Source organism: Halobacillus litoralis, assembly GCF_009856355.1.
GTDB classification, from domain to species: domain Bacteria; phylum Bacillota; class Bacilli; order Bacillales; family Halobacillaceae; genus Halobacillus; species Halobacillus litoralis_B.
In genome coordinates this window covers 136,261-162,489 of the sequence record NZ_WMEW01000006.1, presented here as the reverse complement: position 1 = coordinate 162,489, position 26,229 = coordinate 136,261, and the positions used below count along the sequence as shown (strand labels likewise).

The 26,229-nt window shown below is 49.5% G+C and carries 34 protein-coding genes and 1 tRNA gene; 19 read left to right on the top strand and 16 right to left on the bottom strand.

Translation table 11 applies throughout. From position 1 onward, the window contains the following. The first annotated feature begins 2 nt into the window (after nucleotides 1-2). The 3 genes from queD (at nucleotide 3) to GLV97_RS10790 (ending at nucleotide 1,601) form a co-directional block, all read left to right on the top strand. Nucleotides 3-470, top strand: a complete 468-nt coding sequence (gene queD, locus GLV97_RS10800; protein ID WP_160889655.1) for a 6-carboxytetrahydropterin synthase QueD — start codon at nucleotides 3-5, stop codon at nucleotides 468-470. After that, nucleotides 460-1,191 (top strand): 7-carboxy-7-deazaguanine synthase QueE, encoded by a 732-nt coding sequence (queE, locus tag GLV97_RS10795; protein ID WP_160841480.1) that lies wholly within the window; start codon nucleotides 460-462, stop codon nucleotides 1,189-1,191. Before queD ends, queE begins: the two co-directional genes overlap by 11 nt. 203 nt (nucleotides 1,192-1,394) lie before the next feature. Next, nucleotides 1,395-1,601, top strand: coding sequence for a hypothetical protein (locus GLV97_RS10790; protein WP_160838765.1), 207 nt, complete (start codon nucleotides 1,395-1,397; stop codon nucleotides 1,599-1,601). 115 nt (nucleotides 1,602-1,716) lie between these two features. Here the strand turns inward: GLV97_RS10790 and GLV97_RS10785 are convergent, their stop codons facing one another. From GLV97_RS10785 to trpE, 11 genes are all read right to left on the bottom strand, one after another. After that, the gene (locus GLV97_RS10785; protein ID WP_160889654.1) at nucleotides 1,717-2,670 is read right to left on the bottom strand and encodes a bile acid:sodium symporter family protein; all 954 of its coding nucleotides are present in this window, start codon (nucleotides 2,668-2,670) and stop codon (nucleotides 1,717-1,719) included. A gap of 99 nt (nucleotides 2,671-2,769) precedes the next feature. Next, nucleotides 2,770-4,014 (bottom strand): L-lactate MFS transporter, encoded by a 1,245-nt coding sequence (locus tag GLV97_RS10780; protein WP_160889653.1) that lies wholly within the window; start codon nucleotides 4,012-4,014, stop codon nucleotides 2,770-2,772. 123 nt (nucleotides 4,015-4,137) lie between these two features. Continuing rightward, nucleotides 4,138-4,210 (bottom strand) — tRNA-Ala (locus GLV97_RS10775). A 308-nt stretch (nucleotides 4,211-4,518) separates the two neighbouring features. Continuing rightward, the gene (locus tag GLV97_RS10770; protein WP_160841476.1) at nucleotides 4,519-5,931 is read right to left on the bottom strand and encodes a sodium:solute symporter family protein; all 1,413 of its coding nucleotides are present in this window, start codon (nucleotides 5,929-5,931) and stop codon (nucleotides 4,519-4,521) included. 357 nt (nucleotides 5,932-6,288) lie between these two features. Beyond that, the gene (locus tag GLV97_RS10765) at nucleotides 6,289-6,870 is read right to left on the bottom strand and encodes an anthranilate synthase component II (RefSeq protein ID WP_160841529.1); all 582 of its coding nucleotides are present in this window, start codon (nucleotides 6,868-6,870) and stop codon (nucleotides 6,289-6,291) included. Nucleotides 6,871-6,900: 30 nt separating this feature from the next. Then, nucleotides 6,901-7,704 (bottom strand): tryptophan synthase subunit alpha, encoded by an 804-nt coding sequence (gene trpA, locus GLV97_RS10760; protein WP_160889652.1) that lies wholly within the window; start codon nucleotides 7,702-7,704, stop codon nucleotides 6,901-6,903. Between the two features lie 2 nt (nucleotides 7,705-7,706). Beyond that, nucleotides 7,707-8,900 carry a tryptophan synthase subunit beta gene (trpB, locus tag GLV97_RS10755; protein ID WP_202409771.1) on the bottom strand — a complete coding sequence of 398 codons (1,194 nt, stop codon included), beginning with the start codon at nucleotides 8,898-8,900 and terminating at the stop codon, nucleotides 7,707-7,709. Then, entirely contained in the window at nucleotides 8,881-9,537 is a 657-nt protein-coding gene (locus tag GLV97_RS10750; protein ID WP_160838776.1) for a phosphoribosylanthranilate isomerase, read from the bottom strand. The genes trpB and GLV97_RS10750 overlap by 20 nt, the downstream gene beginning before the upstream one ends. Continuing rightward, nucleotides 9,534-10,295: an indole-3-glycerol phosphate synthase TrpC gene (gene trpC / locus GLV97_RS10745; RefSeq protein WP_160838778.1), complete on the bottom strand. Its 762-nt coding sequence runs from the start codon at nucleotides 10,293-10,295 to the stop codon at nucleotides 9,534-9,536. Before trpC ends, GLV97_RS10750 begins: the two co-directional genes overlap by 4 nt. After that, the gene (gene trpD / locus GLV97_RS10740) at nucleotides 10,288-11,310 is read right to left on the bottom strand and encodes an anthranilate phosphoribosyltransferase (RefSeq protein WP_160838780.1); all 1,023 of its coding nucleotides are present in this window, start codon (nucleotides 11,308-11,310) and stop codon (nucleotides 10,288-10,290) included. Before trpD ends, trpC begins: the two co-directional genes overlap by 8 nt. Continuing rightward, nucleotides 11,307-12,812, bottom strand: coding sequence for an anthranilate synthase component I (trpE, locus tag GLV97_RS10735; protein WP_160841474.1), 1,506 nt, complete (start codon nucleotides 12,810-12,812; stop codon nucleotides 11,307-11,309). Before trpE ends, trpD begins: the two co-directional genes overlap by 4 nt. Before the next feature lie 451 nt (nucleotides 12,813-13,263). Between trpE and sigY the strand changes: the two genes are divergently transcribed. From sigY to GLV97_RS10685, 10 genes are all read left to right on the top strand, one after another. Continuing rightward, complete coding sequence (gene sigY / locus GLV97_RS10730) at nucleotides 13,264-13,782, top strand: RNA polymerase sigma factor SigY (protein ID WP_160841473.1); 519 nt, start codon at nucleotides 13,264-13,266, stop codon at nucleotides 13,780-13,782. Continuing rightward, a complete protein-coding gene (locus GLV97_RS10725) occupies nucleotides 13,775-14,092 on the top strand; it encodes a YxlC family protein (RefSeq protein ID WP_160838784.1) in 318 nt (105 codons plus the stop codon). The genes sigY and GLV97_RS10725 overlap by 8 nt, the downstream gene beginning before the upstream one ends. Beyond that, on the top strand, nucleotides 14,089-14,301 hold the full coding sequence (locus tag GLV97_RS10720; protein WP_160838786.1) for a sigma-Y antisigma factor component: 213 nt from the start codon (nucleotides 14,089-14,091) through the stop codon (nucleotides 14,299-14,301). The genes GLV97_RS10725 and GLV97_RS10720 overlap by 4 nt, the downstream gene beginning before the upstream one ends. Then, a complete protein-coding gene (locus GLV97_RS10715; RefSeq protein ID WP_160889651.1) occupies nucleotides 14,298-14,495 on the top strand; it encodes a hypothetical protein in 198 nt (65 codons plus the stop codon). The genes GLV97_RS10720 and GLV97_RS10715 overlap by 4 nt, the downstream gene beginning before the upstream one ends. Continuing rightward, nucleotides 14,476-14,805 carry a YbjQ family protein gene (locus GLV97_RS10710; RefSeq protein WP_160838790.1) on the top strand — a complete coding sequence of 110 codons (330 nt, stop codon included), beginning with the start codon at nucleotides 14,476-14,478 and terminating at the stop codon, nucleotides 14,803-14,805. The genes GLV97_RS10715 and GLV97_RS10710 overlap by 20 nt, the downstream gene beginning before the upstream one ends. Beyond that, on the top strand, nucleotides 14,805-15,017 hold the full coding sequence (locus GLV97_RS10705) for a PLD nuclease N-terminal domain-containing protein (RefSeq protein WP_202410624.1): 213 nt from the start codon (nucleotides 14,805-14,807) through the stop codon (nucleotides 15,015-15,017). Before GLV97_RS10710 ends, GLV97_RS10705 begins: the two co-directional genes overlap by 1 nt. After that, entirely contained in the window at nucleotides 15,014-15,931 is a 918-nt protein-coding gene (locus GLV97_RS10700) for an ABC transporter ATP-binding protein (RefSeq protein WP_160889650.1), read from the top strand. The genes GLV97_RS10705 and GLV97_RS10700 overlap by 4 nt, the downstream gene beginning before the upstream one ends. Then, a complete protein-coding gene (locus GLV97_RS10695; protein WP_160889649.1) occupies nucleotides 15,909-16,685 on the top strand; it encodes an ABC transporter permease in 777 nt (258 codons plus the stop codon). Before GLV97_RS10700 ends, GLV97_RS10695 begins: the two co-directional genes overlap by 23 nt. Nucleotides 16,686-16,790: 105 nt before the next feature. Next, nucleotides 16,791-17,561 (top strand): SDR family NAD(P)-dependent oxidoreductase, encoded by a 771-nt coding sequence (locus GLV97_RS10690; RefSeq protein WP_160841469.1) that lies wholly within the window; start codon nucleotides 16,791-16,793, stop codon nucleotides 17,559-17,561. A gap of 86 nt (nucleotides 17,562-17,647) precedes the next feature. Then, entirely contained in the window at nucleotides 17,648-18,166 is a 519-nt protein-coding gene (locus tag GLV97_RS10685; protein WP_160838798.1) for a DUF6241 domain-containing protein, read from the top strand. A gap of 23 nt (nucleotides 18,167-18,189) precedes the next feature. Here the strand turns inward: GLV97_RS10685 and GLV97_RS10680 are convergent, their stop codons facing one another. Beyond that, the gene (locus GLV97_RS10680; protein WP_160838800.1) at nucleotides 18,190-18,591 is read right to left on the bottom strand and encodes a GNAT family N-acetyltransferase; all 402 of its coding nucleotides are present in this window, start codon (nucleotides 18,589-18,591) and stop codon (nucleotides 18,190-18,192) included. A 201-nt stretch (nucleotides 18,592-18,792) separates the two neighbouring features. Here GLV97_RS10680 and GLV97_RS10675 point away from each other — a divergent pair, with 201 nt between their 5' ends. After that, the gene (locus GLV97_RS10675) at nucleotides 18,793-19,257 is read left to right on the top strand and encodes a hypothetical protein (protein ID WP_202409773.1); all 465 of its coding nucleotides are present in this window, start codon (nucleotides 18,793-18,795) and stop codon (nucleotides 19,255-19,257) included. Nucleotides 19,258-19,315: 58 nt separating this feature from the next. Here GLV97_RS10675 and GLV97_RS10670 read toward each other — a convergent pair whose 3' ends face one another. Beyond that, nucleotides 19,316-21,469: an ATP-dependent helicase gene (locus GLV97_RS10670; RefSeq protein WP_160889648.1), complete on the bottom strand. Its 2,154-nt coding sequence runs from the start codon at nucleotides 21,467-21,469 to the stop codon at nucleotides 19,316-19,318. A 100-nt stretch (nucleotides 21,470-21,569) separates the two neighbouring features. On the opposite strand from GLV97_RS10670, the gene GLV97_RS10665 reads away from it, so the two are divergent. Further along, nucleotides 21,570-22,688, top strand: a complete 1,119-nt coding sequence (locus tag GLV97_RS10665; protein WP_160889647.1) for an NADH:flavin oxidoreductase — start codon at nucleotides 21,570-21,572, stop codon at nucleotides 22,686-22,688. 31 nt (nucleotides 22,689-22,719) lie between these two features. Here the strand turns inward: GLV97_RS10665 and GLV97_RS10660 are convergent, their stop codons facing one another. Both GLV97_RS10660 and GLV97_RS10655 read right to left on the bottom strand, forming a co-directional pair. Then, a complete protein-coding gene (locus GLV97_RS10660; protein ID WP_160889646.1) occupies nucleotides 22,720-23,448 on the bottom strand; it encodes a PAS domain-containing protein in 729 nt (242 codons plus the stop codon). A gap of 97 nt (nucleotides 23,449-23,545) precedes the next feature. Next, nucleotides 23,546-23,752, bottom strand: a complete 207-nt coding sequence (locus tag GLV97_RS10655; protein ID WP_027956119.1) for a hypothetical protein — start codon at nucleotides 23,750-23,752, stop codon at nucleotides 23,546-23,548. Between the two features lie 190 nt (nucleotides 23,753-23,942). Here GLV97_RS10655 and GLV97_RS10650 point away from each other — a divergent pair, with 190 nt between their 5' ends. From GLV97_RS10650 to GLV97_RS20145, 4 genes are all read left to right on the top strand, one after another. Beyond that, entirely contained in the window at nucleotides 23,943-24,536 is a 594-nt protein-coding gene (locus tag GLV97_RS10650) for a TetR/AcrR family transcriptional regulator (RefSeq protein ID WP_160838805.1), read from the top strand. Between the two features lies 1 nt (nucleotide 24,537). Then, complete coding sequence (locus GLV97_RS10645; RefSeq protein WP_160889645.1) at nucleotides 24,538-24,882, top strand: DMT family transporter; 345 nt, start codon at nucleotides 24,538-24,540, stop codon at nucleotides 24,880-24,882. Between the two features lies 1 nt (nucleotide 24,883). Next, on the top strand, nucleotides 24,884-25,198 hold the full coding sequence (locus GLV97_RS10640) for a DMT family transporter (RefSeq protein ID WP_160838807.1): 315 nt from the start codon (nucleotides 24,884-24,886) through the stop codon (nucleotides 25,196-25,198). A gap of 101 nt (nucleotides 25,199-25,299) precedes the next feature. Beyond that, entirely contained in the window at nucleotides 25,300-25,425 is a 126-nt protein-coding gene (locus GLV97_RS20145) for a hypothetical protein (protein WP_263620998.1), read from the top strand. A gap of 42 nt (nucleotides 25,426-25,467) precedes the next feature. Here GLV97_RS20145 and msrA read toward each other — a convergent pair whose 3' ends face one another. After that, on the bottom strand, nucleotides 25,468-26,154 hold the full coding sequence (gene msrA, locus GLV97_RS10635; RefSeq protein WP_160841466.1) for a peptide-methionine (S)-S-oxide reductase MsrA: 687 nt from the start codon (nucleotides 26,152-26,154) through the stop codon (nucleotides 25,468-25,470). Nucleotides 26,155-26,229: the final 75 nt, after the last annotated feature.

Below are 26,229 nucleotides of genomic sequence, written 5' to 3'. Positions count from 1 at the left end.
CGATGTACGGATTTACAATTGTGGAAAACCTGCAGAAAATCGATGAAGATATTAAGCGCCATGAGTTGAAATACCACCAGAAGCGGGTGATGGTCAGCAAGGAGTTCACGTTCGACGCTGCCCACCACCTGCACTGTTATGAAGGGAAATGTAAAAACCTTCACGGCCACACGTACAAAGTCATCTTCGGTATCAGCGGCTATACGGATGAGATCGGCCTTGTGATTGACTTCGGAGATATCAAGAAAATCTGGAAGGATGAAATTGAAATCCACCTCGATCACAGATACTTGAACGATACCCTTCCGCAGATGAATACAACGGCGGAGAACATGGTCGTCTGGATTTATGAAAAAATGCAGGAGTCGCTTCGTTCCTACCCGAATGATTACCGCGTTGAATTTGTAAAGCTGTATGAAACGCCGACAAGTTATGCGGAAGCACGAGGGGAGTGGATGAATGATGCATAAGTTCCCTGTGCTCGAAATTTTCGGACCGACCATCCAGGGCGAAGGGATGGTCGTCGGCCGGAAAACAATGTTCGTCCGGACAGCCGGCTGTGATTACAGCTGCGCCTGGTGCGACTCCGCCTTCACGTGGGACGGCAGTGCCAAAGAGGATATCGAACGCCTGACAGCCGATGACATCATCGACAGACTGATAGAAGAAGGCGGCGACCGATTTGATCACGTCACCATCTCCGGTGGAAACCCCGCCCTTTTGAAAAGTCTGCATGAGCTTATTCAGCCGCTGCACGAACGCGGCATTGAAGTGGCCCTTGAAACGCAGGGAAGCCGGTGGCAGGACTGGTTTGTTGATATCGATGATTTAACGATTTCACCAAAACCGCCGAGCTCGCTGATGACGACAAACTGGGACGTGCTCGATGACATCATCCAGAGGCTTCAGGAGCAGGGGCGCTCCTCGCATGTCAGTCTGAAGGTCGTTATTTTCAACGATGAGGATCTGACGTATGCGGAAACCGTGCATCAGCGGTACCCGGACGTCCCCTTCTTTTTACAGGTCGGCAATGATGACCTTGTTGAAGAAAAGCCGGGCAGCCTGGCTTCCCACCTGCTTGATCAGTATGAATGGCTGATCGACAAGGTAACGGCCTCTAAAAACCTGAATCATGTACGTGTGCTGCCTCAGGTGCACGCCCTCGTCTGGGGAAACAAACGAGGCGTATAAAACAAGCGTCCGCTAACGAAGAAGGCTACTGAAAAACTGAGAATTTGTGAAAGGTATGGATGATTGACGATCTAACATGGAATCCCTAACTTTTATGTATTCTTTTCATCGTATAATAAAAAAGAGTGATTTTCTTTGATTTATAAATTAAAGAAAATCACTCTTTTTAGATGGGACACCGTTGATTCCACGATGAGCGTTCGATGGTGACACCTGCGGGAACAGCGCGAGCCGAAGATCCACTTGGTCAAATGATCTTCTTGACCAAGTCAGCTGATGCCGTGCCCGCGGCAGGCATCCATCGACAAGCGATTCGTGAGAAGCAACAACCACCTTTAACCCCTTCTCTTGATAGGAAGGAGTTTCTCAGTAGTCTCCTGACGAAGCGGACGCTTTTTTCGTGTTCCTAGCACCGGATATCGGTCAATCCGATAGATATATCGGTCTTTTCTTGAATATAACGATCCATATTAGTGAGATATCAACTTTTTTCCGAATATACCAGCCGAATCTGCATGATATCGATTAACCGGCCTCTTTCACCCGTACCGTCCGCTTTTCGAAAAACTTACCGGCAAAGGAAGCAAGCACCTGCTGAAACAGCATCCCGACGATGACCGGCACAGCGGCCGCCGCTGGAAAATAGGTGATCGCAATCACGGCTCCTCCACTTATGTTGCGCATACCGCTGTTGAACGTGAGCGATAGGACACTTTCGTTTTCCAGCTTCGCAAGCTTTGCCGACCAGAAGCCGAGCGTGTAGGCCAGGACAGCCAGAAGGAACACCGTCAGCGCTGTCGCTGCCAGCTTTCCGTTCATTTCCTTCAAGTAAGGAGCGACCGCTGAACTGTTGATCATCACGACAGAAGCAATGCCAAGTTTGGTTGTCGGAGCCAGGCTCCTCTCCAAACGCTCCGTCCACTCCCTTTTTCCCCACTGATTCACACACATCCCGGCTATGGACGGGATCACAATCATCCAGAGCAGCCCCATCATAATCGCCAGCGCATCCATTTCCACCGCATTCCCGACAAGCAGTTTCATGACGATCGGAACGATAAATGGAGCAAGCATCGTGTCGACCAGAATAATCGACAGCGTAAGCACGACATTTCCTTTATAGATCGATACCCAGATCAGCGACGTAATCCCGGTTGGAATGACAAAGGATAAAACAAGCCCGATGGTTGTGTTCACATCCCCGCTGAAAAATAACGTTCCTGTTCCAAGGGCTATGACAGGCATGAGAATATGTAAAACGAGGAGACAGATAATTAACCCTAAAGGGTGACGCAGCACCTTTCTCAAATCTGTAAAATTGGAACCAAGACTGCCGGCAAAGGTCATGACAGCAAAGATCCATGGTACAAGAAAAACAAGCGGTTCAAGCCACCTGGCGAAAATCACACCGAAAACGACAGCTCCAGGTGTGATGCAGGGCATCAGCTTCTGCAGCAGCCGGTTCAACCTCTGAATCATCCTGCTCTCCTCCCCTTACCTATCTATATATGAATCCCATTCTACGCCTCCCACTAAAAAAAGGAAACCCGGAGAATGAGTCTCCAGGTTTCCTCTCTATTACGCTGTACGTGATTCTGCCTTCAGCGCTTGGCGTTTCTGTTTTTCGTCACGCTTCGTTAAGATTGAAACGACGAGGGCGATCACAAACAACCCGGCAAAGTAGATCAAGCTGTTCTCATAACTGCCTGTCGTATCCTTCATCCATGCTGCAAACACAGGTCCGGCAAGTCCCGCAGCTGCCCACGCGGTCAAAATGTACCCGTGAATGGCACCAAGCTCCTTCGTTCCGAACAAGTCGCCGATAAAGGCCGGCATTGCTGCGAATCCTCCACCGTAGCAAGTGTAAATGATGGAAAACGCCACGACGAACACCCATGTAATGGATGTATAAGGCACAATCAGGAAAAGACCAATCTGCAGAACGAAAAATGCTAGATACGTATTTCCGCGCCCGATATAGTCCGACGCACTCGCCCAGCCGATCCGGCCGAGACCGTTAAAGATCCCCATCACACCCACAAGGGTTGCTGCTGTCCCAGCTGCTACACCGACACTTTCCTCAAGCAGCGGCTTGGCGGCGGAGATGACGGCGATCCCGCACGTCACATTGATGAAGAGCATCACCCATAAGTAATAAAAACGCTTCGTCTTGACCGCTTCCTTCGCCCGCATATTGGCAAGATCCTGTTTATCCGAAGATTCCTGTTCCTCCGGATCGTAGCCTTCCGGAACCCAGTCCTCCGGCGGACGGGACAGATAAAGGGAAGAACCAATCATAACGACAAAATAGGAGACTCCGAGAATGTAGAAGGTTGCGGCAATGCCTGTCTGATTGATAAAAAAGTTCATCAGCGGACTGGCAATCGCAGCGGCGAAGCCAAAGCCCATAATCGCCATACCGGTCGCCAGTCCACGACGGTCCGGGAACCATTTCACAAGGGTGGATACCGGTGCGATATAGCCCACTCCAAGACCGATCCCACCAAGAACCCCATAAAAAAAGTACAGCAGCCAGAGCGATCCGGCCTGTACCGCAATCCCTGATCCCGCGACTCCGATGCCGAAGAATACAGCCGCTGTTATCCCCGCCACCCGCGGACCGTATTTTTCTACAAACCAGCCAAGAAAAGCAGCAGATAAACCTAGAAATAAGATAGCGACACTAAACGTAAACTGCACCTGGCTGGCCGACCAGCCAAACTCTTCACTCAACGGTCCTGTGAAATTACTCCACGCATAGACCGAACCGATAGAAATATGAATGCCGACGGCACATAAGGCAATGAGCCATCTGTTTTTCACTTTCCTTTTTCCCATGCTGTCACCCCAATTTGTTAGATTAAAGTTCTTTTTCCTAAATTCTACATTTTCAAACAAAAAACCCTTCTTACTACTGTAAGAAGGGTTTTAATCATACCTTATAAGTGGAGCATAGCGGGCTCGAACCGCTGACCTCTACACTGCCAGTGTAGCGCTCTCCCAGCTGAGCTAATGCCCCGTATTTATTGAAGACAAGTATGATAATAGCATGTCCGTATTTCTTTATCAATACTTTTTGACAAAAAAATTCAAAAAAGACCTTCTGATTAAGATCAGAAGGTCTTTCCGTTCGCATATGGCCTATAGTTGGTACGAGGAGCGTTCGGTGGTGAGGCCTGTGGGAACAGCGCGAGTCGAAGATCTACTGGGGCCGTGCCCGCGGCAGACATCCACGATAAGCGGAACGTGACCACGTGACATACGAAAAGCTGTATTTTTTTCTACAGCATGAAGACCTTCTGATTACAATCAGAAGGTCTTCTTGAATTAGGATGCACGCACGTCTGCGGCAGCCTCTCCTTTATTAGACGTTACAAGGGTAACGATAATGAGGACGAGAACGGCTACAGGGACCGCAATCACGACACTGTTGACGTCAAACGGCTTCTGCAGGACGATCTCCCATACAAGTGTTGTGACAACACCAGCAACCATGGAAGATACGCCGCCTGCTGCGTTTACGCGTTTCCAGAAGAAAACGGCGAGGACAGCCGGCGTCAATCCGGCACCGTACACGGTATAAGCGTACATCTGTACACTCAGCACGGTTGGGAAATAACTGATGATAATATAAGCAAACAATCCAAGGGCTGCGATAAAGATCCGCGTCATCGTGAGCAGCTTCTTATCGGAGGCGTCTTTATTCACATACTTGCCGTACAAGTCGTACGTTAAGTTGGTCGCTGCCGACAGAAGATACGAGTTTCCGGTCGTAATGATAAAGGACGCTGCAGCTGCCAGAAGAACGCCGCCGATGGCCATAGGCATAGCTACGGTCGTAGCCATAAGGGCCATTCCGGGATCAATGTCCGGGAATAAGGAACGGGAGGCAAAGGCGATGATGGAAATGGACGGCGAAATGATCAGCATCGCGATCAACCAGCCTATTTGAGCCCGTTTGGCTGACTTGTCCCCTTTGGATGAGGCGAGTCGCTGGTACATGTTCTGGTCACCAAGCAGAAGGAATAACGAAGGCAGCAGATAACCGATCATCTGCACGGTCGTCAATCCGCCCGTTGATGTCATGTGGCTTTCCGGAACATTGGCGACGATTTCACTCCACCCGCCGGCAACCATGATGATCGTAGGAACGGTCACAATCAGACCACCCACCATCAAGAAACCACTGATGGCATCTGTTTGGGAAACGGAACGCAGTCCGCCAATCATGGCAAGGAAAATAATCATTCCTGCACCGATGATTGTTCCTGCCTGGACGGTCATTCCCGTCGTCAAGTTCAAGATAAAGCCGAAGCCTTTCATCTGATAGGATACGATCCCGACATAAGCCAGGATGATAATGACACTCGCAAGGTTTCGGGACGTTCGTCCGTATTTCGCTTCCAAAATTCCTGAGACGGTAAATTTCCCGTAGGCACGGATTTTAGGAGCTACGACATAAAGAATAATAATTCCGACCAACGTTGGGAGCATCATCATCAAGGAAGGCAGAATACCGTAAGAAAACGCCATGGACGTCTCTCCACCGGATATACTTCCACTTCCTGTCCACGTAGCGAGAAGGGTACCCATAAGGACAAAAGGTCCCAGACTTTTACCGGCAAGGACGAAGTCCTCACTTCCAGATACTTTCTTCGACATGAATACACCGATGCCGATCATTACAATCCCGTATATAGCAATAAACCATAGTAAAGTTGGATCTTGTTGCAATTCCATACTGACTGAATCATCTCCTGATGTTTTTTACTGCTGGATTTCTTAGAGCATATGAAGATTTATCCACCGGCCGGTGACTGCCCGTCTAACACAACACTATATAACCTAACATAGTTTCATCGTTTGTGAAAACGCATTATACCCCGTGAAAAAACCGTTGTTTTCAGGGGTTCGGCCTCTTGTTTCATATTTCACAATCTTTGATGAGCCGGTTAAGGACACCTTCTCTAAAAGTTGTCTTTTTGTTATGAAATTTCAGTTAAAAAAGGAAAACAGCGACAGAATTTTGTAGTAAAATTAGTTCTATAGTCCCAAATAAAAAGCCGGTATGAATGGGCATACCGGCTTTCCTCTTTATTATAATAAAGCTTTCATCCGCTGTTCGATGACATTTTTAAGAAGCTGCATGCCATCATTCGTACCGATGGATTCGGGATGGAACTGCACACCTTCCACGGGATATTCCAGATGGCGGATGCCCATGATTTCACCTTCCACAGTGGTGGAGCTGATTTCGAAACAATCAGGAAGGGAATCCAGTTCGACAATCAGGGAGTGATAACGCATCGCTTCCATTGGATTATTCAATCCCTCATAAATGCCCCGCCCGTCGTGAAAGACGCGGGAGGACTTGCCGTGCATCAAGCGTTCCGCCCGGATGACATTTCCACCGAATACCTGGGCGATCGACTGATGACCGAGGCAGACTCCGAAAATCGGTGTCTTCGTTTTAAAATGATCGATGACTTCAAGGGTTACCCCCGTCTCATCCGGAGAGCACGGTCCGGGTGACAGGAATATCAGCTCCGGATCCAGCTGTTCAATTTCTTCAATCGATGCTTCGTCGTTTCTGCGGACAACGACCTCTTTACCGAGCTCGCCCAGGTACTGGACGAGGTTGTACGTGAATGAATCATAGTGGTCGATCATATAAATCACTCTGCTCATCTCCTCTCTGCTCGATCTATCTCAATCTCTGACGAGTTCCTGAATGCCTTTCGTAAAGCTTTCCAGTGCCTCTTCCTTCTGACCCTTTTCAATAACCTCAAGCTCATCTTCGATAAGCCGGATGATCTTACTTCCGATAATGACACCATCGGCATGTTCACGAACAAGCTTGACGTCTTCATTGGTAGAAATTCCAAAGCCGACGGCCACAGGAACCTGGCTGTGCTCCTTCACTTTTTTAATGAAGGATAAAGCTTCTGCGGACATCCCGCTGCTTCCCCCCGTAACCCCCAGGGAGGAGACGCAGTAGAGGAAACCGCGGGCGTGCTCTGCAATCTGCTGTATCCGTGTGTCCGAATTCGGTGCCACGAGAGAAATGAATTCCACGTCTTTTTCAAGGGCCATGCTGCGTATTTCTTCACTTTCCTCAAATGGAAGGTCTGGAATCAGCACGCCCTCCGCCCCGTTTTCTTCAAGCAGGTTGAAGAAGTCCTGGTGGCCGATCTGCAGGACAGGGTTGTAGTACGTGAAGATCACAACGGGAATCTCCACTCCGTGCCTGCGGAGTTCCGGGACAAGCTGAATCGCTTTTCTCAGCGACATCCCTGCGTTCAGCGCACGTTTGGCTGCCCGCTGAATGGTCGGGCCGTCCGCAAGCGGGTCGGAATAAGGAACGCCGAGTTCAAGAACGTCGGCGCCCTGCTCCTGCAGCCTCAGCGCAAATTCAATCGTATATTCCGGAGAAGGATCTCCCGCTACGACGAACGGGATGAACAGATTTTCTGTTTTGCTAAGCTTTCCTTGAAACGATGTTTTCGTCAGCATGTTTAAACCTCCTCCTGGAAATGTTCCATTAATGTTGCCATATCCTTATCCCCGCGTCCGGACAGGTTGATAAGAATGGTCTGATCCGCTTCCATGCTTCCGGCTTCCTTGAAAGCCTGAGCAAGAGCATGGGCACTTTCAATCGCAGGAATAATTCCCTCTGTCTGCGTAAGAAGCTTGAGAGCATCGAGGGCCTCCTGATCCGTCACAGCTTCATAGCGGACCTGCTTCGTTTGGAAGAGATGGGCATGCTCAGGGCCGATGCCTGGATAGTCAAGGCCTGCAGAGATGGAATAAGGTTCTGTGATTTGTCCGTTATCATCCTGCATCAAGTATGTCAGCGATCCGTGAATGACACCTGGTGTCCCTTTGGAAAGGGTAGCCGCATGCTCTGGTGTGTCAATTCCTTTCCCGGCTGCTTCGACACCAACGAGGGCGCTTTCGTCCTGAAGAAACGGGTAGAACATTCCCATTGCATTACTGCCGCCGCCGACACAGGCGTAAATACGGTCCGGAAGAGTTTCTTCAACCTCAAGGAACTGACGTCTTGATTCGTCTCCGATGATGCGCTGGAAATCACGGACCATTCGTGGATACGGATGTGGACCGACAACCGAACCGATCAGGTAGAAGTGGTCTTCACAATTCGCGACCCAGTAGCGGATCGCTTCGTTCGTTGCATCCTTCAATGTGCCGTTCCCGCTGGAAACAGAAACGACTTCAGCACCGAGAAGCTTCATACGGAACACGTTCAATTCCTGCCTGCGGATATCTTCTTCTCCCATAAATACGATGCATTCCAGGCCGAACTTGGCTGCGACAGTGGCAGAAGCGACACCATGCTGACCGGCTCCGGTTTCAGCAATGATTTTCTCTTTCCCCATCCGCTTAGCGAGAAGAGCCTGTCCAATGGCATTATTCAGTTTGTGAGCGCCGGTATGATTTAAATCCTCACGCTTCAAGTAGATTTTCGCCCCGCCGAGATGATCGGAAATTTTATCGGCATACGTCAAAGAAGTCGGGCGCCCCGCGTATTCTTTGAGCACATGATGGTATTCATTTTGGAATTCGGGGTCCGCCATAGCTTCATCCAGAGCTTCTTCAAGCTCCTGGAGCGGGCCCATCAACGTTTCCGGCACGTATTTGCCTCCGAAGTCACCGAACCGGCCTTTGATATCAGGAAATGCTTGCAACATTTGCTTCCACCTCTTTCATAATCGCTTGTATTTTACCAATGTCTTTTTTATTTTCTCGTTCAATTCCGCTTGAAATATCGATGCCCTCCGGCTGGTAACTCAACAGTTCCCCGGCGTTTTCAGGCTTGATGCCTCCAGCGATCAGGCAGGGCACTCCCTGGTCAAACGCGGCATCCCTGTAGGCAGGGACCGCTTCCCAGTCAAACCGGACGCCCGTGCCTCCGGATGCTCCCCCAACTTTGCTGTCAACGATGAAGCCGTCAGCTACGCCTTTGAAAATGTCCATCTGATCAAGACCTCCATCCTGATGATGAACCACCTTCCAGACAGGAAGACCGAACGCCTCTTTAATCTGAAGAAGCTGGGAAACCGTTTCGTTCCCGTGCAGCTGAATGACGTCAAGAGGAACGAAATGGAGGATTTCCTCGAGCTCCTCAACGGTTGGATCAATGAACACACCGACAAGCTTCTGACGCGGACGGACCTTCCGTATCCACCGGCCGACACGTTCAGGTCGGACGTAACGCTTCGTACGCTTCACAAAAATGAAGCCGAGATGAGAGGCTTTGGAGGAAGCCGTTTTCGCTGTATCAGAAAGCGATTGGTTGCCGCACAATTTCACAATAGGTTCCCTCACCGGACCTCCACTCCCTCAAGCAGTGTACGTACTGCTTTTTTGATGTCATCCTGCCTCATCAGAGATTCTCCTACAAGAACGCCTTTCGCTCCAAATCCGGCGGCTTGTTGAACATCTTCATTTGTGAAGATGCCGCTTTCCGAAACGAGCAGCGATTCCTCAGGCGCCAGAGCCGCCATCCGTTGGGTCTGCTTCAAGGAGGTTTCAAACGTATGAAGATTGCGGTTGTTGATACCGAGGATTTTCGGCGTGAACTGGTTCAGCACTTTTTCAAGGGTATCTTCGCTGTGGACTTCCACCAGCACTTCCATTCCCAGCTCATAGGCCTGGTTATACAGCTCGTGAAGCTTCTCCGCTTCGAGAGCCTCGCCGATCAAAAGAATCGCATCGGCTCCGATATACGCACTTTCTACGACCTGGGCGGAATCGATGATGAAGTCCTTCCTCATAACAGGAATATCCACGACCTGCTTGATCTGTGTTAAATAATCGCGATGCCCCTGGAAAAAGTGCTGATCAGTCAAAACAGATATGGCATGGGCGCCGGACTGGGCGTACTCATGCGCAATGCGGACGGGATTGAAGTCTTCCCGGATGATTCCTTTGGAAGGGGAAGCTTTCTTCACTTCAGCAATCAATCCCGACGGATCCGCCTTATTCAATGCTTCATATAAAGAATGCCTTGGAAACGATTGCTCCTCAGGCAGGTACATTTTTTCAATTTCCTGATGCTTCACAGCTAAGATGGTTTCAAGCATACTGGCGATTCTCCCTTTCTGATGCAATAGATTCATAGTATTCCCTGGTCCTGCCGGATTGAATGGCCTGCTGGACCTGTTCGACGCCGTCTTCCAACGTATCCGCCTTCCCAGCTACATAAAGCCCCGCTGCTGCGTTCAACGTTACAATGGATGCGGCTGTCTCTCCTGCCCGGTTATACAGGACGTCTTTAATGATCGCGGCACTTTCCTCGGTTTCTGTAATTTGGATGTCTTCAATATTTCCTCTGTTCATCCCGAAGTCTTCCGGCTTAATGGTAAAGCGGCGGATATTCCCGTCTTTCATTTCCACAAGGTCGGTTTCCCCGGTAATTGTAATTTCGTCCAGACCGTCCCGGCCGGTGGCAAGAAGGACGTGCTCAGAACCAAGCTTATACAGGGTTTCAGCCATTTTCTCGGCATACGCTGTGTCATAAATCCCAATCAACTGCCGTCTGGCGTTGGCCGGGTTGGACATCGGTCCCAGCAGATTGAAAACTGTGCGGAATCCAAGCTCCTGACGGGCAGGACCCGCGTGCTTCATCGCCTGATGGTAGAGGGGAGCGAACATGAAGGTCATCCCCTTTTCCTGGAGGGCTTTGGCTCCCTGCTCCGGTGTCGTATCAATCGGAACACCGAGAGATTCCAGAACATCGGCACTTCCACTTTTGGAGGAAACTTTCCGGTTGCCGTGCTTGGCGACCTTCACCCCCATACTGGCAAGAACGAGTGATACCGCCGTCGAAATGTTGAAGGTGGACGCACCATCGCCCCCGGTCCCGCATGTGTCTACGATTGAAGCATCGTCCACATCCATTTTCGTCATGTTCTCACGCATGGCCCGGACGAAACCGGTCATCTCCTCGACGGTTTCTCCCCGGTAGCTCATGACGCTCAGCATACTCATCAACTGACCGGTGGTGGCTCCTCCATTCATGATCGTGTTCATCGTTTCAAAGGCTTCCTGCTCGTTCATGGACTCTCCGGCTACAACCCTGCTCAACGTTTGTTTCATCTCGTCTCCACTCCTTCTCGGCTCGAAAATACCTGCTCGGCTAACTCGATCGTTCTCTTCAATGCGCTTGCTTTGTTCAATGTTTCCTGATATTCAGCTTCAGGATCGGAATCAGCCACGACACCGGCTCCTGCCTGAATGTATAAATGCTTATCCGCTAAAGTCATCGTACGGATGGTAATACAGGAATCGATATTCCCGTCAAAACCGAGGTAAAGGATGCCGCCGCCATAAAGATTCCGGGGCGTCGGCTCCAGCTCACGAAGAATCTGCATGGCCCTGACCTTCGGGGCACCGGATAACGTTCCGGCCGGGAAGGATGAAATAAGGGCATCGATTGGTGAAACCCCGTCCTTCAGCTGCCCGGTCACTTTACTGATGATGTGCATGACCTTGGAGAAGCGTCCGATCGTCATATACTCCCGGACATCCACACTTCCGAATTCAGCAACACGGCCGATATCGTTCCTGGCAAGATCGACAAGCATCCGGTGCTCAGCCAGTTCTTTTTCATCTGCAAGCAGTTCTTCAGCCAGCTGGTCGTCTTCCTCCTGAGTACCTCCGCGCTTCCGTGTTCCGGCGATGGGATGGATTTCAAGCTGACCGTTCTGCACTTCCAGCAGCCGCTCTGGTGAACTGCCGATCACTTCAACATCCTCCATATTCAGGTAGAACATATAAGGGGAAGGGTTCACTTTCCGCAGCACCCGGTAAAGCTCGAAGCCTGTACGGTCTGTGATGGTGTGGAAGCGCTGGGATAATACAGCCTGAAAAACATCGCCCGCCCGGATGTACTCTTTGATCGTTTCCACATCCTGCTTGAATTTTTCCGGCTTATAGTTGCTGGAAAGAACCAGTTCCTGTTCCTGCCCTGCCTCTTCACCAAGCATCAGATCCTCTAGATCGCTGCCTTTTCTTAAACGGCTCGTAATCTCCTTGATTCGTTCCTTCGTCGAATCATAAACCTCTTTTGAGGCGGCTTGATCATCCACCCTTCCAAAGGAAAGAATGGTCGTTTCTTTTGTTTTATGATGGTAGGCGATCAGGGTCTGGCAGAACAGCAGATGGTAACGGGCAAGATTGAGATCATCCTGTTCCGCCGGTTCCACCGGTTCGAAATCTGAGATGGCATCATAGCTGATGTAACCGACACCGCCCCCTTTAAATGGAAGGTCGATTTCCGGCTGCTTTACCTCCAGGTCACGGACCACTCTTTCATAAGCGGCCTTAAAACTTTCCTCGTATTCTTTTGTCTGCCTACGGTAGTCTTCAATTAGAAACCGTCCGCCTTTTTCTTTCACCTGAACCATCGGATCGAGTCCAATGAAGGAAAAGTTCGACCACGGGGATTCCGGGTCCTGGCTTTCAAGCATAAAGACAGCTTCATCTTTCAATGCATGAAACATATGAATGGGTGTAATCGTATCTGTAAAAAAGGATTGACTGATGGGAATGGTGCGGTACACTTCCGCATCGGTTTGAAATGTTTCGTAAGTGGTCATTCGCTCACCTCTCCATAATAGGTTTATGGAGAACGAGACGTTGAGGAATGATAAATGAGTGGATGAAATAAAGGGGTTCGGCCAGGCAACCTACCAGCTCCGTACGTCCGGCGGTTCCTCGCTCTTACTCGGCTCTGCTCTGCTCATCCTATTCCTCAACTCAACTCATTCTCTTCTCAACTAACTTTGTATTCATTTATAAAATACTTTCTCACAGTCTATAAAATTCAGATAATAAAGTCAACAGGAGAATTTCCAGCTGCTCTATTCCCACCATAACAAACCGCTGCGGTTCTTCAAAGCTATCTGTTTATAATAAAAGAAACGCTGAACGGCTCCGGGATACCCCCTTTCCATTCAGGAGAAGCACTTTTAAAAAATGACAGGATTTCTTTTGAACGCCTCTGCATTCAGAGACGTCTTATATACAGGCGGGAAGAGAGGAATGATTATGGAAGCCAACGATATGACACGGGCCAGGAATGGAGATGAAGAAAGTCTTGCCCGGCTTTTGAAAGACAACTACGCCTTCGTGATGAAATATGTGTGGAAAATGTGCGGCGATGAACAGCTGGCCTATGACGTCACCCAGGACACGTTCATAAAAGCTGTCCAGAAGATTGACCAGTACCGGGGGACGTCCAAATTCTCCACCTGGCTGATCCAGATTGCCACCCACACCTATATCGATGCACGAAGAAAACAGCAGAGAAATGAAAAACTGGAGCAGCAGGAAAAGGAACGAATCCAGCTGCAGACCACCAAGCAGCTCCCGGAGGAATGGTATGACGTTCAGGAGGCTCTCTGGAACCTTGAGGAAAAATACCGGATCCCTGTGCTGCTCAAGCACTACTACGGCTTTGAATACAAAGAAATTGCTAAAATGACGAAGTCCAGGACCGGCACGGTAAAATCACGGGTGCACTACGGCATGGAAAAGCTGCGGAAGGAGTTGAATGAACATGGATAACAGGAACACCCCGCCGCTGGAGGAAAAGCTGCAGAAGGCATCAGAGCAGATTGACCAGCACCTGGACGTGGAAGAACCACCGCTCCTGTATTTTGAAACGCTTGTAAGAGAAGAACAGCAGGCATGGCACCAAAGGCTGTGGAAGGAATTGATGCTGCTATGGGCCGCTGCCCTTTTGATGATTACCGGGCTTGCCCTCAGCTTTTATTTTATCCCCGCCTTGTTCATCATCGTTCAAGGAGCAGCCGCTGTCGTGCTGCTCGGGTATGTGTGGAAGGAGAAAAGAGAAATGGTGATGGTAGATAAATGAAGCATTACGGACCTGAAGAAATTCCTGTATGGGGGTGGGGGATCATTGCCGCCATTCTGATCACCCAGAGCACCCTTTTGTTTATCCAGGCTAAAAAGCGCGGCCGGGCGCCCTGGCTGTGGGGCCTCGTCGGCCTTATTCAATTCCCAGTGCCAACCATCGTGTTCATCATCCTGTGTCACACGATCTGGAAGGATCGATCAGCATGAAGATCTTCCTCATCTCGGTTTGTACAGCCGCACAACTGACTGCCTACGGGCTCATCATTTTTGTATCCGTGCAGGCAGGTATCACTGCCCTGCTCATCTCTTACGCCGCCCTCGCCCTTGTGATCGCAAGGCTGTGGAAGGAAGCAAAGAAAGAAAAAAAGGAGGAACCATGGAATGATTATCGTAACTACTGATTTTGTACCTGGTTATGACGTTCAGGAAGTAAAAGGATTCGTGCGTGGCAGCACGGTCCAGTCGAAAAATGTAGGAAGAGATATTCTGGCGGGGCTGAAAAACCTTGTCGGAGGAGAAATTAAAGATTATACAAGCATGATGGACAGCGCCCGTCAGCAGGCGATTGGACGACTGGTTCAACATGCAGAGGAAAAAGGAGCGGATGCTGTCATTGCCGTCCGTCTGGAAACGTCCTCCATCACCAATGCCGCTTCGGAAATTATGGCCTATGGAACAGCCGTCACTCTTTCCAAAAGGAGTTCGGGATGATGACAGGGGTTGTGCAGATGCTCACTGAAAACCTTCCTGTCCTTCTGCCGCTGATGGTCATTCAGATCATTTTGATGGCGACAGCGCTCATCAGCCTGGCAAGGACGAAACAAACCCGCGGGCCGAAGTGGATGTGGGTGCTGCTGATCATCTTCGTCAACACGCTCGGGCCTGTCGCCTACTTTATTTTCGGAAGGAGTGAAGAAGGATGATGAAGGTGAACAAACTTACGAAATCATTCGGCAGGCATCATGTCGTTGACCGTTTATCCTTTCAGTTGGAGGCGGGCAGATGCATGGCGCTTCTCGGTCCGAACGGCGCAGGCAAGACGACAACCCTGCGTCTGATGTCCGGGCTGCTTCAGCCCGATTCCGGAACCGTCCACCTGGAGGAATCCTCCGGGGATATCCGCGCTCATATCGGCTATCTCCCCCAGCACCCCCAATTTCACGGCTGGATGACAGGCAGGGAATTCCTCCTTTATGCCGCAGGACTATCCGGTCTATCCAAACAGAAGGCCGGACGTCAGGCAGACTGGACGTTGGACCGTGTCGGTCTGAAGGAGTTCCGGAATAAAAGGATCAGCCGATACTCCGGCGGGATGAAGCAGCGCCTCGGCATCGCCCAGGCGATCATCCACCAGCCAAAGGTGCTGCTGCTGGATGAACCGGTGTCTGCCCTGGATCCGATCGGCCGCCGGGAAGTCCTTGATTTAATGGAAGAGCTGAAAAAGGAAACCATCCTCCTCTATTCCACCCATATCCTGAATGATGCCGAAGAAGTGAGTGACGAAATCCTGCTCATGCATGAAGGGAAAGTCATTGAGTCAGGAACCATTGAGGAGGTGAAGTCCCGTCACCAGATGGAGAAACTTACGCTGAAATTTTCGATGGACAGTGAAAGTTGGAGGGACTATGTGAGCACTTGGCCGGCGGTTGAACGTGTAGAGATACACAAACAAACCCTCCACGTGTATGTCACCGACAGCGGGGCGGTCAGAAAGAAAGTACTCGATGAAGCTTCCCGGGATGATTGGCCGCTCGTCCATTTTGAAGTCGGCCGGCCGACGTTGGAAGATTTGTTTATAAAGGCGGTGAAGAATCATGCAGTGGATCACCATTTATAAGAAGGAATGGCTTGAAATCCTCAGGAATTACAAATGGATATGGGTGCCTCTTGTCTTTATTCTCTTCTGTATCATTGACCCCCTGTCCACCTACTACCTTCCGGTGATTATTGAAGCCACCGGCGGTCTTCCCGAAGGGGCCGTGTTCGACCTGCCGACCCCGCCGCCTTCAGAAGCGTTCATGATGAGCATTTCCCAACTGAACACGCTGGGGGTTCTCGTCCTTGCACTCATCACGATGGGCAGCATCTCCGGAGAGAAAAAATCAGGCGTGGCGGAATTGGTCCTCGTAAAGCCGGTCTCTCACTTATCCTATTTGACGGCAAAGTGGGCAGCCGCGTCCACACTGTTGATCCTCTCGGCTGCCATTGGACTGATCGCGAGCTGGTATTACGTCCAGCTCCTTTTTGGAGACCTGCCCTTTACGGCTGTGGCTGCAGCCATTTTTTTCTACAGTTTGTGGATTTTATTTCTTACGAGCATCAGTCTTTTTATGAATGCCTGGTCACGTATCCCCGGCCTCGTCTTGTTTTTCACACTGGCAGCTCTCATGATCATGAGCCTGGTCACCAGTGTGTTTTCCAAGTACCTCGCCTGGAGTCCCGCACGGCTGTCCTCGTATCTCCGGTCCCTCCTCATTACAGGAGACGTGCCTGCGGATTTATGGTACACCAGTCTCGTCACAGCCGCGATGACCCTTCTGCTGCTTTATGCAGGAACGAAACGTTTGAAAAAAAGCTCCATGCTCTCCTGAAAGTCAAAAATGGACGGATCAAAAGGAAGAAGAGTTGTACTCCCACCCAATAGGGTATAGACTATTGTCAATAAAACTATTGGATTGTCTAAAGGAGAGATTTGCATGAAGCCGACTGCACTGATTACCGGAGCCTCCGGCGGAATCGGGTATGAGCTTTCCCTGCTTTTCGCGAAGGCTGGTTATAACTTGATTGTTGTAGCAAGATCCCAGGATAAACTGGAGGAATTGCGGCATGAACTGGACGGTCATCCTGTCACCATTCTCCCGCAGGATCTGTCAGAGCCCGGGGCCGCCCAGATTGTTTACGACAAAGTCAAAGAACTGGGCTTGAACGTCACCGTACTCGTCAACAATGCCGGGTTCGGTCTGAACGGCCTGTTTGAAGATCTGCCGCTGTTAGATCAGCAGAAAATGCTCCAAGTCAACGTCAACGCACTCACAGAGCTCACCCATCTGTTTCTCCCGGAAATCAAAGCCGCACGCTTCCGTTCGATTCCGAAGGGTGTCCTGAATATCGCCAGCACCGCTGCCTTCCAGCCGGGACCGAAAATGGCCGTTTACTATGCGTCCAAAGCCTACGTCCTGTCCTTTTCGGAAGCCCTTGTGGAAGAACTGAAGGACACCCATGTCACCGTTTCGACGCTCTGCCCTGGCGCTACAGAAACCAACTTCTTCAAAACGGCGCAGGCGGAGCATACGAAGCTGGTCAAACAGACGATGACACCGGAAGCGGTAGCCAAATCCGGATTTGTCGGCTTTGTCAAAGGCCGCCGTGTCATCATTCCGGGACCGGCCAACCAGACGATGGCTTATGCTTCAAAACTGCTTCCCCGCTCATGGGCTGCCAAAGCCGCTCATTACATGGATCAATAATTCTTATGTCCCGGACCTTTCTTCCTGAAACCAACTGCTTTATACTTGGTCTATTGGAAGAAAATTCTTAAACAGGGGGCAGAGGTATGAAGAAATGGGTATTATCCACCACCGTCCTTCTGCTCGCAGCTGCCGGCATCGGCTGGTATTTGATGAGCACACAGGCGGAAGCTATGACCGAACAAGAAGTCAAAGAAGCCATGACAGAGTCGGCTGAAAAAGCAGATGAAAAGCTCCAAACCTATGAGGAAGAAGGGAAAAACCCGTTTGGCAGCGAACAAAGCCAAAGCGAACTGACAGATTCCGATTATCAAAGCTACATCCACTCCATGTCCCACCAGAAAGTAAAAGCCAATAAAAAATGGGGATTCACCGAAATTCATCCGGACCGGATTGACTGGCTCCTGACTGGACTCGATCAGACCACGCTCACTCATAAGCAGGTGTATAAAGAGATTCTGACGAAATGGCAGGCGGGGGATTTCTCCACCGCCGATGAGGACCATAACCGGATCTGGACACTCCAGAACGGGAATGTCGGCAAAGCTACAGGCGTGCTGACCCCTCAGGAAGAAGCTCAATTACTGAAGACACGAAAAAACTGACCCCGAACCGGGGCCAGTTTTTTTTACATTTCTTCTGCTGCTTTACGAAAACCATAGAACGAACGGTAGCCTGTGTGAGAATAGTAGCCTTCCGAGCTTTCTGTAGCCAGCATGTCCACGCGGGCGTTCGGATAACATTCATGGGCTGTTCTTACAAGCTGTTCGGCAATTCCCTGCTTGCGGCAGGATTCCTTAACGAGGAGTTCACAGATGTACAAGGTGGTCGTTCCGTCAGTCAATCCTCTCAAATAACCGACGAGTTCTCCGGAATCATCCACGGCCACGAGGGCAGGTTCCGAATTGATCCAGGCGCACAGCGTTTCTTCATTATGCTGCACAAGCCCCTCCCATCCTTCTTGTTGATTCAACTGATGAACATGATCAAAATCTTGTTCGCGAAACGAGCGGATTTGAATGGATTCCATCGTTTCCTCCCTTTCTTTTCCAAGTTTTCTCCTGTTAAGTTTCCCAGTCTGTCTATGATGAAGCCTGATCTCTCTATTTCTATTATACGATACAATTCCCTATACGTTTCATTCTATATCCTATTTTTTCGTCAAAGCTGAGAGAAAAGTATGATAAAATAGGGTCGATTGTTTCTTATCGACACAAGGAGTGGAAGGATCATGAAACGACTGTTTATGCTGACAGCATTTTTATTTCTAGCTGCCTGTTCCTCACAAAACCTATCGTATGAGGATTTGAAGGCCGCATATCCTGATACCTTTGCAGAACCTGTTCAGGAACTGTCTGAGGAGCAGCTGGGAAACCTCGGCCTGCCTTCTGATATGCCATTTGAAGTGACCCAGGTATCCTCCTCTACCGGAGAAAGCGAAGCAGAGGTCACCTATACATCTGATTCCGGACATAAAGCCATCGTTACGACCTTATACAGCCCTGGAAATATCCTGCAGGATTCCGAACTTCAGGTACCTCTGGATTCCGGAGCGCTCGCAGGCGTTCAGGAAAAGGACACGCATGTGTTTGTGGAATGGTATGAAGGAGAAGAAGATATCATCTACCAGGTTGAATATTACGGACCAGATGAAGAACGCGCGGAAAAAGCTGTAGAAATTGCCAATCAACTATAAAAGCTGCCGGGGACCCCTCCCGGCAGCTTTTTTTATAGGTAACAGGCTTTCGTATTCACTAAGCTTTCTCCAGCTTTTTAAACAGCCGGCTGATCGGACGAGGGGCCTTCAGGTTATCAAAGAAAATGAGATAGTTGTTTTTCTTTTCATCAATGGACTGGATGGTTCCAATTCCGAACACCGGATGATGGACGCGGGCGCCTTTTTCAAATCCTTGTGGAGGAGCATCGTCTCGCAAGCGGTGAGAGGCCCGGATATATTCCTTCGCTTCCTCCACAAGGGACGGGTCCAGATCCCCGGCACGCTCATATAAATCTTCGTCCACCTCAAAGATAAAGCGGGACGGATATTTCTTCTGCCCGCCATTTTGAAACCCCTCTGATTCTGTCATAAACAATGCCTTTTCGGCACGGGTGACGGCGACATAGGCAAGTCTCCGCTCTTCTTCAAGTCCGCGCTCCTTCCGCTGTCGGATTGTACGGACACTCGGCATGACTCCTTCCGTCATGCCGATGACAAAAACGTACGGGAATTCCAGACCTTTGGCCGTGTGAATCGTCATCAGTTTAATCGTATCCGCCCGTTCTTCCCTGTCATGATCGGTATACAAGGAAACCATCTGCAGATACTCATCCAGATCGACATCTTCCCCGAGCGTCTGCTCGTACTGGACAATAGAGTGAAGCAGTTCGGCCAGATTATCCAGACGTTCCTGATCGCCGTCTTCACGACGATAGGCCTCGTAGCCTGTCCGCTGCATGGCTTCCTGCAGCAGTTCCGACACGTTCAATGTTTTCTTCCTCTCCTTGAGTTCTTCCATAGCAGAAATGAAAGCTTGCGCCCCTGTCCGCTGAAGCTGCTCATGGTCCACATATTTTTTCAGGGTTTCATAATAAGAAAGCCCCTCAGCTTCTGCTTTCTGCCGGATAAAGGCCATCCGCTTTCTACCGATCTGCCTTTTCGGTACATTGATAATTCTTGAAAACGATAAGTCATCTCCTGTGGCAATCATTTTTAAATGAGCCAGAGCATCCTTGATCTCCATCCGGTCGAAGAATTTAAAGCCGCCGAAAATGGTATATTCCAGATTTTCAGCCATAAGTTCCTGCTCTACATAACGGGATAAATAACCGGCCCTGTACAGAACAGCTACATCGCTGAGACGTGCCTTCTCTTCCTCTACAAGACTTTGAATCTGCTGAACAATCCACTTCGCTTCCTGTATGTCATTTTTTCCGTGGTAATGGACCGCCTTAATCCCGGGCGGGTGAACAGGAAGCATATCCTTATCAACCCGGAAGTAGTTATTTTTAATCAACGCATTGCCGAAGGAGAGGATTTCAGGGGTGGAACGGTAATTTTCCTTCAGAAAAACCGTCTGCGCCCCCGGGAAAAACTCTTCAAAATCGACCATATACTTCGGATCTGCCCCACGCCATTCATAGATCGTCTGATCGGGATCCCCGACAACGAAAAGATTCTCATGCTCCTGTGCCAGCATCCGGACAAGTTCGAACTGCTTCAGGCTGCTGTCCTGAAATTCATCGACCTGGATGTAATACAGACGGTCCTGCCATTTGGCCAGTACGTCCGGATATTGATCAAAAAGGACAAAGACGAAATTCAGCAGGTCATCGAAATCCAGACCGTACACCCGCTTTTGTTTCTTCAAATACTGTTGGATGATCTGTCCGTCCAGATCGCCGGATTCACCGGCCTCCGGCATTCCGCCACGTAAAATCATCTGCTGGACATAATGGGTATTCCCCTTCAATATTCCGATCTTGTCGAGAAGGCGCTTGAATGTTTTCTCGTTCATTTTCAGCCCCATATCTTCAAATATCTCCCGCAGCAGGGTTTTCTGGTCCTCTACGTCTAAGATGGAAAAGTTTTTCGGATAAAACAGCCGGTGGATATCTTCCCGGAGCACCCGGACACAGAAGCCGTGATAGGTCGTGATGAACCCTGTATCCTGTTCGCCGCCGATCAACCGCTTCACCCTTCTCCTCATTTCATGAGCCGCTTTATTCGTAAAGGTCACAGATAACACATGAGCCGGGTCCACCCCCAGTTCATTCACGATAAACGCATAACGATGAGTCAACGCTCTCGTTTTACCCGAACCTGCACCAGCCACGACGCGGATGTATCCTTCCGTAGAAACGACAGCCTCCTGCTGAGCTTCGTTCAATCCTTCCATCAGTTTTTCCATAGTGATTCACCTTCCAAGAACATTTGTTTGTATTATAGCACACTGCATCGGTTTGAAGCCTCAGTGGAACGGATATGGACCTGTGGAAGGAGAGGAAATTATGACCAGCGATATCACCCCTTTATTTGAAGAAAAGATCGTTCAGGACAACCGCTTTAAAAACCGATACATCGTCGCCCCCATGACACGGGTCAGCGCGGCCAATAACGGGACAGCCAACGAGCGGATGAAACAGTATTATGAGCGTTATGCAAAAGGTGGATTCGGAGCAGTCATCAGCGAAGGAATCTATCCTGACCGTTCCTATTCTCAGGGATATTGGAATCAGCCGGGACTTGCCGATGAACAGCACCGGGACGCCTGGAAGCCGATCGTCAGAGGTGTTCACCACCACGGAGCTCTGTTCATTGCCCAGATCATGCATGCGGGCGCCCAGTCACAAGGGAACGCCTACGCCAACGCTGAAACCATCGCACCATCGGCTGTTGCGCCTAAAAACGACCAGCTGCCTTTTTACGGTGGAAAGGGACCTTTCCCTACGCCGAAAGCAGCCTCGCATGAGGAACTGGAGGAAATCAAACAGTCTTTCGCACAGTCTGCACGTCTGGCTAAGGAAGCAGGCTTCGACGGTGTAGAGCTGCACGGAGCGAATGGCTACCTGCTGGATCAGTTCATCACCGACTATTTTAACCAGCGGGACGATCAATACGGAGGAACGACAACCAACCGGATGCGGTATATCCTTGAAGTTATTAAGGAAGTACGGAAGGAAGTCGGCCACGATTACCTTCTCGGCATTCGGATTTCCCAAGGGAAAGCCTCTGATGGCGAACACCGCTGGGCTCTTGGTGAAACAGATGCCAAAACCATCTTCGGTGAGCTTGGGGAATCCCCGCTTGATTTCATCCATGTGATCGATAAAGATGGGACGGCCTCAAGCTTCGGAGAAGGGTCCCTTTCCATGGCTGCCGCTGCGAAATTGTTCAGCGGGCTGCCTGTCATTGCCAACGGCGGCCTTCATGAGACATCCAAAGCCCTGCAGTTATTAAACAGCGAAGAAGCGGATTTTGTCAGTCTCGGTACAGGAGCGCTCCAAAATCCGGACGCTCCGAACCGCATACGCCAGGGGCAAAGCCTCGAGCCCTTCGATTTTTCATCCATCATGCTGCCACAGGCGGAAATTAAAGATCACGAATTGAAAAAAGAAGTACGGAGATGAATAAGAGGCGCCTGACACAGGCGCCTCCTTTTCATTTCCGCTTTTTCAAAAAGTAGTCGGCGGCTTGGGGAAGATTCCTGAATGTACGCACCCCTGCCAGGCTGATCCTGTTCTGAGTGAACTGCATCACCACCTGTGGACGCATACCGGCAAGGACGACTTCAATGCCAAGAAGCTGAAGGCTGACAACTAAATCCCTCAACAGATGCACCCATTCATCCTCCACCGATACAATGCCCGAAAACTCTACCGCCAGACGGTCAATCCGCTGGTTTTGGCAGAGCTCCGGAACACGGGTCAGCAGAACCTCCTTCTGTTCATCTCTTAAGATCGGCTGCAGTGGAAGCAGTGCAAAACCATCAGCCACTTTTACGACGTTCGCCGTCATTTCCTCAATCATGTGAATCAGCTGCTTTTCTCTGTTGTACGATTCCGTTTTGTCAAAAACACGGGTCAGGTTGTAGGTTCTCCCTTCGTATGTAAAAGGTTTCGTATGAATTTTGAATACATACGCCTTCCCCTTCCAGCGCATCGGATAATGGTCGATCACCACCGGCTGCTGGTTCTTCGTTGAATTGGTAACGACTCTCTTTTCCTGATCAATGTCAGGGAAGAGATGATGAAGGGATTCTCCTGTTACTGCACCCCCCTGAAGCTGAAACAACTCCATAAATGCCGGATTCGTATAAGTAATGATGAACTGATCGTCTGAAATCAATACCCCTTCATCCAGAAGATCCATGGCTTTTTGAACAATCATACCTTAGCCTCCTTAAAAGCTGCGGCCGGGATGGACGGTTGAAAATAAAAAGAGTGCGTCATCAGGTTCTGTTTTGAACAATGATGACGCACTCTTTTTATGCTTTTTCCATTTTGTCAGGTGTAGATATAATAGCAACGTGCTTTAAGTTTCCTATCGTATCAAATTCAATTTCCAGGCAGTCTCCCGGCTTAACAAAACCGATCAGTCGTTCTTTCAACACGTACAATTCATTCTGAAACTCTGAATCCTCGACAAGGATTGCGTATGAACCTTCGTATCGATCGAGTCTGTACTGATTCACCCACTCAAACCCCTTCTACTTGGAATTCTCTATAGAGACATTCTCTTCTGTCTGCTGCCCCTTTTGAGTTATTGTTCCCTTTACACCTCTTGACTAAACATGTCGAAACAGCGGTGAACTGGACTCAAAAATTAAAGCGTGCTACAATAAAGACTAACGACCGTTAGTTTGTATACAGAAGGATGATCCTATGACCAAAGATAAAGTAAGACAGGAAAGTTTACGGCTTTTTGCCAGGCTCGGCTACGAAAATACATCATTGACCATGATCGCCGATGCTGTAGGCATCAAGAAACCATCTCTTTATAATCACTTTGACAATAAAGATGCCATCTTTCTCGATGTTCTTCATTACGTCGGAGACATGGAAAGGAAACGCATCCTTGAGCAGGCCCCTGAACTGGAAGGAATGCCTGTGAAGAAACAGCTCCATCAATTCTATCGGTTTTATTTAGAGCGCATGGCCCATTCCACAGAAGGGCTTTTTTTTAAGCGTGTCACCTTCTTCCCACCTGAAAAGTTTACAGCTGAAATCAAAGAGGTATTCCTTATGGTGGAAGATCAAATGACCACTGTCATTGAACCGATCATGGAAAAAGGAATAGCGGAAAAGAAAATCCGTCCTCTTTCTACAGATACGCTTACTTCCGCTTTTTATACGTTAATTGACGGTCTGTTCTTAGAAGAAAACTACTATGATCAGGATGTATTCGAGCAACGCCAGCACAGCAGCTGGGAAATCTTCTGGCTCGGCATCCAGACACATCATCAGGAGGGATCGTAATATGCCATGGATCTATTTGTTTGTCGGTGCTCTGTTTGAAATCGCCTGGGCGGTCGGGTTGAAGCTGTCCGAAGGCTTCACCGTCCCCCTTTACTCCACGATCACCGTCATCTGCATCGTGATCAGCTTTGCTCTGTTCACGATAGCCTTAAAAAGCCTGGACGTAGGCACAAGCTACGCCATCTTCACCGGGGTGGGGGCTGTTGGAACAGCACTGATCGGCATGCTTTTCCTCGGTGACTCCGGGGGTATAGGGAAAATATTCTTTATTGTGCTGCTGATTACAGGCATTATCGGATTGAAAATGACAGATTCAGCTTCATCAAGTCAGGCGCAGGAGGGATAACATGGCTTGGATTTTCTTAGTACTCGCAGGAACTGGAGAAATGACTTCCATGTTCTTTTTAAAGTTATCCGAAGGGTTTAAAAAGAAGCTGCCGACGATCGGTGCCGCCATTGCGATGAGCGGGAGTCTCTATTTCCTCTCTTTGTCATTGAATCACCTGCCAATCGGAACAGCTTATGCGATCTGGACGGGGATCGGGTCGGCAGGAACCGTCCTGCTCGGCATCCTCTTTTTTAATGAGAAAGCGACACCGAAACGGATGCTGTTTATCGCCTGTATCCTTACCGGAATCATCGGATTGAAATTGGTTTCATAATATCCATCAGGACCTTGTGTTCTTTTCAAGGAATGCTTACAATAAAAGAAGCAGGAGGCTGCAGAACGCCGACAAGGCTGCAGTGATGGAGGAATAGAAAGATGCGTAGATTTTTAATGGCGGTATTAGTAATCATTGTGCTTGGTTTCAGTTATGTAGGATACACCAATATAGATCCTGAAGTAGATGCTAATCGTGAGATGCCTCAGGAAACGAAGCAGTATTAAAAAGCCTTTCCGCTTCAAAGCGGAAAGGCTTTTTTTCTGCCGTTATTTTTTTGGAAGATCGATCTTCAGATCTTCCCCCCACGTATCTTCAAGGTACTGGTCACGCCCGGAATTTCCGCGGTAGTAGTCGTAACGGAGTTTATTCTTCTTATAATAATCCTGATGGTATTCTTCCGCCCGGTAAAACGTCTCTGCTTCAACGACCGGTGTGACGATGTCCTGATCGAAGCGGCCGGACTGCCCCAGCTCTCTACGGGACTGTTCAGCTGTCTGTTTCTGTTGTTCATTATGATAAAATACCGCCGTTGTATATTGATAACCACGGTCTACAAACTGTCCTTCATCATCGGTCGGATTGATCTGCTTCCAGAAAACATCAAGAATCTGATCATAGGATATAACTTCAGGGTCAAAGTAGACCTGCACCGATTCGATGTGGCCGGTGCCGCCGGAAGACACTTCTTCGTAGGTCGGATTTTCCACATCTCCGCCGGTGTAGCCGGAGACGACGCTGTGGACACCCTTCAGTTTTTCAAACGGGGGCTCCATACACCAGAAACACCCGCCGGCCAGCGTAGCTGTTTCATACCCTTCCGGAACTTCTGAAGCAGCCACTTCCTCACTCTCATAATTCCGCTCTGTTACATAGGAGTAGATCTCAGGTACAGCGAACATTACCGCTAAAAGCAGAACAATGATGCCGGCAGTCCATATCCTCTTTCTCTTCATACAGAGACCTCCCTTATCATCTTAAGTTCCTTTAAGCATACCACGGAATAAAGATTCCAGACAGAATTCCGCCGG

Excerpts from the sequence above, each read along its gene's own strand:
- GLV97_RS10700 (WP_160889650.1), top strand. The coding sequence starts at position 15,014 with ATGATGAAGGTGAACAAACTTACGAAATCATTCGGCAGGCATCATGTC.
- GLV97_RS10675 (WP_202409773.1), top strand. The coding sequence starts at position 18,793 with ATGAAACGACTGTTTATGCTGACAGCATTTTTATTTCTAGCTGCCTGT.
- GLV97_RS10650 (WP_160838805.1), top strand. The coding sequence starts at position 23,943 with ATGACCAAAGATAAAGTAAGACAGGAAAGTTTACGGCTTTTTGCCAGG.
- GLV97_RS10715 (WP_160889651.1), top strand. The coding sequence starts at position 14,298 with ATGAAGATCTTCCTCATCTCGGTTTGTACAGCCGCACAACTGACTGCC.
- queD (WP_160889655.1), top strand. The coding sequence starts at position 3 with ATGTACGGATTTACAATTGTGGAAAACCTGCAGAAAATCGATGAAGAT.
- GLV97_RS10665 (WP_160889647.1), top strand. The coding sequence starts at position 21,570 with ATGACCAGCGATATCACCCCTTTATTTGAAGAAAAGATCGTTCAGGAC.
- trpD (WP_160838780.1), bottom strand. The coding sequence starts at position 11,310 with ATGAAACAAACGTTGAGCAGGGTTGTAGCCGGAGAGTCCATGAACGAG.
- GLV97_RS10725 (WP_160838784.1), top strand. The coding sequence starts at position 13,775 with ATGGATAACAGGAACACCCCGCCGCTGGAGGAAAAGCTGCAGAAGGCA.
- GLV97_RS10645 (WP_160889645.1), top strand. The coding sequence starts at position 24,538 with ATGCCATGGATCTATTTGTTTGTCGGTGCTCTGTTTGAAATCGCCTGG.
- trpC (WP_160838778.1), bottom strand. The coding sequence starts at position 10,295 with ATGCTTGAAACCATCTTAGCTGTGAAGCATCAGGAAATTGAAAAAATG.
- GLV97_RS10790 (WP_160838765.1), top strand. The coding sequence starts at position 1,395 with ATGGTGACACCTGCGGGAACAGCGCGAGCCGAAGATCCACTTGGTCAA.
- GLV97_RS10660 (WP_160889646.1), bottom strand. The coding sequence starts at position 23,448 with ATGATTGTTCAAAAAGCCATGGATCTTCTGGATGAAGGGGTATTGATT.
- GLV97_RS10695 (WP_160889649.1), top strand. The coding sequence starts at position 15,909 with ATGCAGTGGATCACCATTTATAAGAAGGAATGGCTTGAAATCCTCAGG.
- GLV97_RS10705 (WP_202410624.1), top strand. The coding sequence starts at position 14,805 with ATGACAGGGGTTGTGCAGATGCTCACTGAAAACCTTCCTGTCCTTCTG.
- GLV97_RS10670 (WP_160889648.1), bottom strand. The coding sequence starts at position 21,469 with ATGGAAAAACTGATGGAAGGATTGAACGAAGCTCAGCAGGAGGCTGTC.
- GLV97_RS10640 (WP_160838807.1), top strand. The coding sequence starts at position 24,884 with ATGGCTTGGATTTTCTTAGTACTCGCAGGAACTGGAGAAATGACTTCC.
- GLV97_RS10785 (WP_160889654.1), bottom strand. The coding sequence starts at position 2,670 with ATGATTCAGAGGTTGAACCGGCTGCTGCAGAAGCTGATGCCCTGCATC.
- queE (WP_160841480.1), top strand. The coding sequence starts at position 460 with ATGATGCATAAGTTCCCTGTGCTCGAAATTTTCGGACCGACCATCCAG.
- GLV97_RS10710 (WP_160838790.1), top strand. The coding sequence starts at position 14,476 with ATGATTATCGTAACTACTGATTTTGTACCTGGTTATGACGTTCAGGAA.
- GLV97_RS10720 (WP_160838786.1), top strand. The coding sequence starts at position 14,089 with ATGAAGCATTACGGACCTGAAGAAATTCCTGTATGGGGGTGGGGGATC.
- GLV97_RS20145 (WP_263620998.1), top strand. The coding sequence starts at position 25,300 with ATGCGTAGATTTTTAATGGCGGTATTAGTAATCATTGTGCTTGGTTTC.
- GLV97_RS10685 (WP_160838798.1), top strand. The coding sequence starts at position 17,648 with ATGAAGAAATGGGTATTATCCACCACCGTCCTTCTGCTCGCAGCTGCC.
- sigY (WP_160841473.1), top strand. The coding sequence starts at position 13,264 with ATGGAAGCCAACGATATGACACGGGCCAGGAATGGAGATGAAGAAAGT.
- trpA (WP_160889652.1), bottom strand. The coding sequence starts at position 7,704 with ATGCTGACGAAAACATCGTTTCAAGGAAAGCTTAGCAAAACAGAAAAT.
- msrA (WP_160841466.1), bottom strand. The coding sequence starts at position 26,154 with ATGAAGAGAAAGAGGATATGGACTGCCGGCATCATTGTTCTGCTTTTA.
- trpB (WP_202409771.1), bottom strand. The coding sequence starts at position 8,900 with ATGTTGCAAGCATTTCCTGATATCAAAGGCCGGTTCGGTGACTTCGGA.
- GLV97_RS10680 (WP_160838800.1), bottom strand. The coding sequence starts at position 18,591 with ATGGAATCCATTCAAATCCGCTCGTTTCGCGAACAAGATTTTGATCAT.
- trpE (WP_160841474.1), bottom strand. The coding sequence starts at position 12,812 with ATGACCACTTACGAAACATTTCAAACCGATGCGGAAGTGTACCGCACC.
- GLV97_RS10770 (WP_160841476.1), bottom strand. The coding sequence starts at position 5,931 with ATGGAATTGCAACAAGATCCAACTTTACTATGGTTTATTGCTATATAC.
- GLV97_RS10690 (WP_160841469.1), top strand. The coding sequence starts at position 16,791 with ATGAAGCCGACTGCACTGATTACCGGAGCCTCCGGCGGAATCGGGTAT.